Source organism: Rhizobium sp. CNPSo 3670, from assembly GCF_057784555.1.
Genome location: NZ_JBXSOL010000076.1, coordinates 1 through 4,331, shown reverse-complemented (window position 1 = coordinate 4,331; position 4,331 = coordinate 1). Strand labels below are relative to the sequence as shown.

The window sequence follows — 4,331 nt, the reverse complement described above, 5'->3', positions numbered from 1 at the left end:
TTGAGGGGCCGCCAAGCTCACGACATCACCAACACCAAAAGGCCCCGCTGCTAACGGGGCCCTTCCAGCTCGGTCCATCGGACGAGATTACATCCAGTAGGGCGGCACGCCGTAATAATCATACACCCGGCGGCCATTATCGTTGTACCAAGTGTCGTCATCGTCCGAATAGCTGGGTGCGCCTTCGATCTGCTCCTTGGTCAGGTCGATTCGATAACCGTCCAGCTGGGTGTCGTAGTTCAGCTTTTCCCAAGGCAGCGGATAGTGGTCGTGACCGATGCCCAGGAAGCCGCCGAAGCTCAGCACGGCATAGGCGACGCGTCCATCACGCTTGCCGATGATCAGGCGTTCGATCGAGCCGATATGCCGGCCATCAGGGCCATAGACTCGGGTGCCTTCGACGCGGTCGCTGGCGATCAGCGAATGCGTTTCCTTGGTGTTCGGGTCACGGCGGCTGGCGTCGGTGTCCTGATTCAACATTTGAACCTCCTTTGGGTGTTTCCTCATGGTTGGTATGAACGGTCAACGCCATTGCGGACTCAAAGTTCCCACCCTTTCGACGACGCGATGGGCTATTGTTGACGTTTACGTCAAGGTTAGTATAGCTTCATACGGCTTGAACCATACAGGCAATGGCATAAGCTGCGGGACTGGAAGATGGAGGATGCTTCCGGTCAATTGCGGACCGGTCGACCACGATTCGATCGGCGCGGTGGCCGCAAGGGAGAGAGACACGATGAGCAGCATTTCCGTCCATCCGAACGGAGCAAAAGCGGACAAGCCCTGGCTTGCCACCTATCCCGATATGGTTCCGGCCGAACTGCCGCCGCTGGAACATGCCTCGCTCGCCGAACTTCTGGAAAAATCCTGCGCCCGTTACGCCGACCGGACGGTTTTTTCGAGCATGGGCAAGGCGATGAGCTATCGCGAGCTCGAAAGCCAGACGCGCAAGGTCGCCGCCTGGCTGCAGAGCATCGGCCTCGAGAAAGGCGACCGCGTCGCGGTGATGATGCCGAATGTGCTGCAGAACCCCGTCGCCACCTATGCGATCCTGCGGGCCGGCCTGGTGGTCGTCAATGTCAATCCGCTCTATACGCCGCGCGAACTCGAACACCAGTTGCGGGATTCCGGCGCCAAGGCGATCTTCGTGCTGGAGAATTTCGCCCGCACCGTCGAGCAGGTCCTCAACAAGACCGACCTGCGCCATGTCGTCGTCACCTCGCTCGGCGAAATGCTGGGGCCGAAGGGGCTGATGGTCAATTTCGTCGTGCGCAAGGTCAAAAAGCTCGTTCCCTCCTGGTCGATCCCGCAGCATAAGAGCTTCAGTCAGGTGCTCAGCGAAGGCGCAAGGAAAAGTCTCCAGCCGGTCGCGCTGACGGGTGGAGACATCGCCTTCCTGCAATATACCGGCGGCACAACGGGCGTTGCCAAGGGCGCGGTGCTGACACATCAGAACCTGCTCGCCAACAAGCTGCAGCTGTCGCTGTGGCTGCGGTCGGCTTTCCAGCGCAAGAAGCAGCCGGAGGTGCTGAATTTCCTCTGCGCGCTGCCGCTCTACCACATCTTCGCGCTGACGGTGAATTCGCTTATGGGCATGTCGCTCGGCGCCCACAATATTCTGATCGCCAATCCGCGCGACATTCCCGGCCTCGTCAAGGAGTTCGGAAAGTCCAACATTCACATCTTCCCCGGCCTCAATACGCTGTTCAACGCGCTGATGAACAATGCCGAATTCGCCAAGCTCGATTTCTCCTCGCTCGTCATGTCGCTTGGCGGCGGCATGGCTGTCCAGCGCCCGGTCGCCGAGCGCTGGCTTGCTATGACCGGCACTTCGATAACGGAAGGCTACGGCCTTTCCGAGACATCGCCTGTCGCCACCGCCAACCGCTTCGATTCGGTCGAGTTCACCGGCTCGATCGGCCTGCCGCTGCCCTCCACCGAACTCGACATTCGCGACGAGGACGGCCGTTCGCTGCCAGCAGGGGAAATCGGCGAGATCTGCATCCGCGGGCCGCAGGTGATGGCCGGCTACTGGCAGAAGCCGGAGGAAACGGCGCGGGTGATGACATCAGACGGCTATTTCCGCTCGGGAGACATGGGCTTCATGGACGAGCGCGGTTACACCAAGATCGTCGACCGCAAGAAGGACATGATCCTCGTCTCCGGCTTCAACGTCTATCCGAACGAGATCGAGGAAGTCGCCGCCATGCATGCCGGCATCCTCGAAGCCGCGGCGATCGGCGTGCCGGACGGGCACTCCGGCGAGGCGGTCAAGCTCTTCGTGGTCAGAAAGGATCCGAACCTGACGGAAGCGGAGGTAAAGGCCCATTGCATCGCCAACCTCACCAATTACAAGCGCCCGCGTTTCATCGAATTCCGCACCGAACTGCCGAAATCGCCTGTCGGCAAGATCCTGCGCAAGGACTTGCGCGGCTGAATTTGACAAGCGGGTGAAATTAGCAGCCATCTGCTTCCCGCGGGTGGCTTTTTTCATATTGAAGCGACGGCTGAACTTGATTTGCGCCTGAGAAAGCGAATAGTTTCCGCAACCTTTCCGCCTCAAAAGGAGCCTCCCATGAACGCCATCGTCGAACAGCTGAAGAGCACTGCTGATGCCACCAAGGCGACCGATCTCCGCGCCGCCTTCGCCGCCGATCCGCAGCGCTTTTCGCGCTTTTCCGTCTCGCTCGACGATCTGCTGATGGATTATTCCAAGACGGCGGTGAATGACGAGATCCTCAAGCTCTTGGTCAGGCTCGCCGAAGAGGGCGGCGTCGAAAAGAAGCGCGAGGAGATGTTCTCCGGCAAGGCCATCAACTTCACCGAGGACCGCGCCGTCCTGCATACCGCGCTGCGCAACCGGTCCAACACGCCTGTCCTCGTCGACGGCAAGGACGTCATGCCTGACGTCAATGCCGTGCTTGCCGCCATGGGCAAGTTTGCCGACGACATCCGCTCCGGCACGCTGAAGGGTGCCACCGGCGAGGCGATCACCGACGTCATCAATATCGGCATCGGCGGCTCGGATCTCGGCCCCGTTATGGCGACTCTGGCGCTTGCCCCCTTCCATGACGGCCCGCGCGCCCATTTCGTCTCCAATATCGACGGCGCTCATATCGCCGATATCCTGAAGCTGGTGCAGCCGGAGACGACGCTCTTCATCGTCGCCTCTAAGACATTCACGACAGTCGAGACGATGACCAATGCGCAGACGGCGCGCAATTTTATTGCCAAGGCGCTCGGCGAAGCAGCCGTGCAGCACCATTTCGCCGCCGTCTCGACGGCGCTCGACAAGGTCGCCGCCTTCGGCATCGACAGTGCCCGCGTCTTCGGTTTCTGGGACTGGGTCGGCGGCCGCTATTCGATCTGGTCGGCGATCGGTTTGCCGCTGATGATCGCCATCGGCCCGGAGAATTTCGGCAAGTTTCTCGACGGCGCGCACGCGGTCGACAATCATTTCCGTAAGGCGCCGGTTACCGAGAACCTGCCGATGCTGCTCGGCCTGATCGGATTCTACCACCGCAATGTGCTCGGCTACCCGACCCGCGCCATCCTGCCCTACGACCAGCGCCTGTCGCGTTTCCCGGCCTATCTGCAACAGCTCGACATGGAATCTAACGGCAAGGGCGTCACCGTCGACGGTACGCCGGTCGAGGGCAATTCCGGCCCGGTCGTCTGGGGCGAACCCGGTACCAATGGCCAGCACGCCTTCTATCAGCTCATTCACCAGGGCACGAGCATCATTCCGGCCGAGTTCATGATCGCCGCCAATGCCTTCGAGCCGGAACTGCGCCACCAGCACCAGCTCTTGATCTCCAACGTGCTTGCCCAGTCCGAGGCGCTGATGAAGGGTCGCACCTTCGCGGAAGCCAAGAAGCAGCTGACCGACAAAGGCATGGACGACAAGAAGGCCGATTTCATCGCGCCGCACCGCGTCTTTGCCGGCAACCGGCCGTCGATCACCTTCGTCTACGACAAGCTGACCCCTTACGCCCTCGGCCGCCTGATCGCGCTCTACGAACATCGCGTCTTCGTGGAAGGCGTGCTCTTCCGCATCAACTCCTTCGACCAGTGGGGTGTCGAGCTCGGCAAGGAACTGGCGACCGGCCTGCTGCCCGTCGTCGAGGGCAAGCAGAGCGCGGCGAGCCATGATTCCTCCACCCAGGGCCTGGTCGCGGCGCTGGCGAAGCTTGCGAAGTAAATATGGAGAGGTTTTTGCCCTGTCGCCCCTCACCCTAACCCTCTCCCCGTAAACGGGGCGAGGGGACGTGCCCTGTGAAAACTGGGTGGGGGACGGAGAGGTCGCGGCATGTTCCCTTCTCCCCGCGGGC

Annotated in this window: 3 protein-coding genes; 2 read left to right on the top strand and 1 reads right to left on the bottom strand. The window is 61.1% G+C overall.

Annotated features, from left to right (window positions below; translation table 11 throughout):
• Positions 1-87 precede the first annotated feature (87 nt).
• Positions 88-480, bottom strand: a complete 393-nt coding sequence (locus AC13QO_RS29750; protein WP_085776800.1) for a PRC-barrel domain-containing protein — start codon at positions 478-480, stop codon at positions 88-90.
• A 256-nt stretch (positions 481-736) separates the two neighbouring features.
• Between AC13QO_RS29750 and AC13QO_RS29745 the strand changes: the two genes are divergently transcribed.
• Entirely contained in the window at positions 737-2,437 is a 1,701-nt protein-coding gene (locus AC13QO_RS29745; protein ID WP_488542745.1) for a long-chain-fatty-acid--CoA ligase, read from the top strand.
• Positions 2,438-2,575: 138 nt separating this feature from the next.
• Complete coding sequence (pgi, locus tag AC13QO_RS29740) at positions 2,576-4,201, top strand: glucose-6-phosphate isomerase (RefSeq protein ID WP_488542744.1); 1,626 nt, start codon at positions 2,576-2,578, stop codon at positions 4,199-4,201.
• Positions 4,202-4,331: the final 130 nt, after the last annotated feature.

What these genes read in the sequence shown, in the direction of transcription:
- AC13QO_RS29750 (WP_085776800.1), bottom strand. Translation starts at nt 480, where the DNA reads ATGTTGAATCAGGACACCGACGCCAGCCGCCGTGACCCGAACACCAAG.
- AC13QO_RS29745 (WP_488542745.1), top strand. Translation starts at nt 737, where the DNA reads ATGAGCAGCATTTCCGTCCATCCGAACGGAGCAAAAGCGGACAAGCCC.
- pgi (WP_488542744.1), top strand. Translation starts at nt 2,576, where the DNA reads ATGAACGCCATCGTCGAACAGCTGAAGAGCACTGCTGATGCCACCAAG.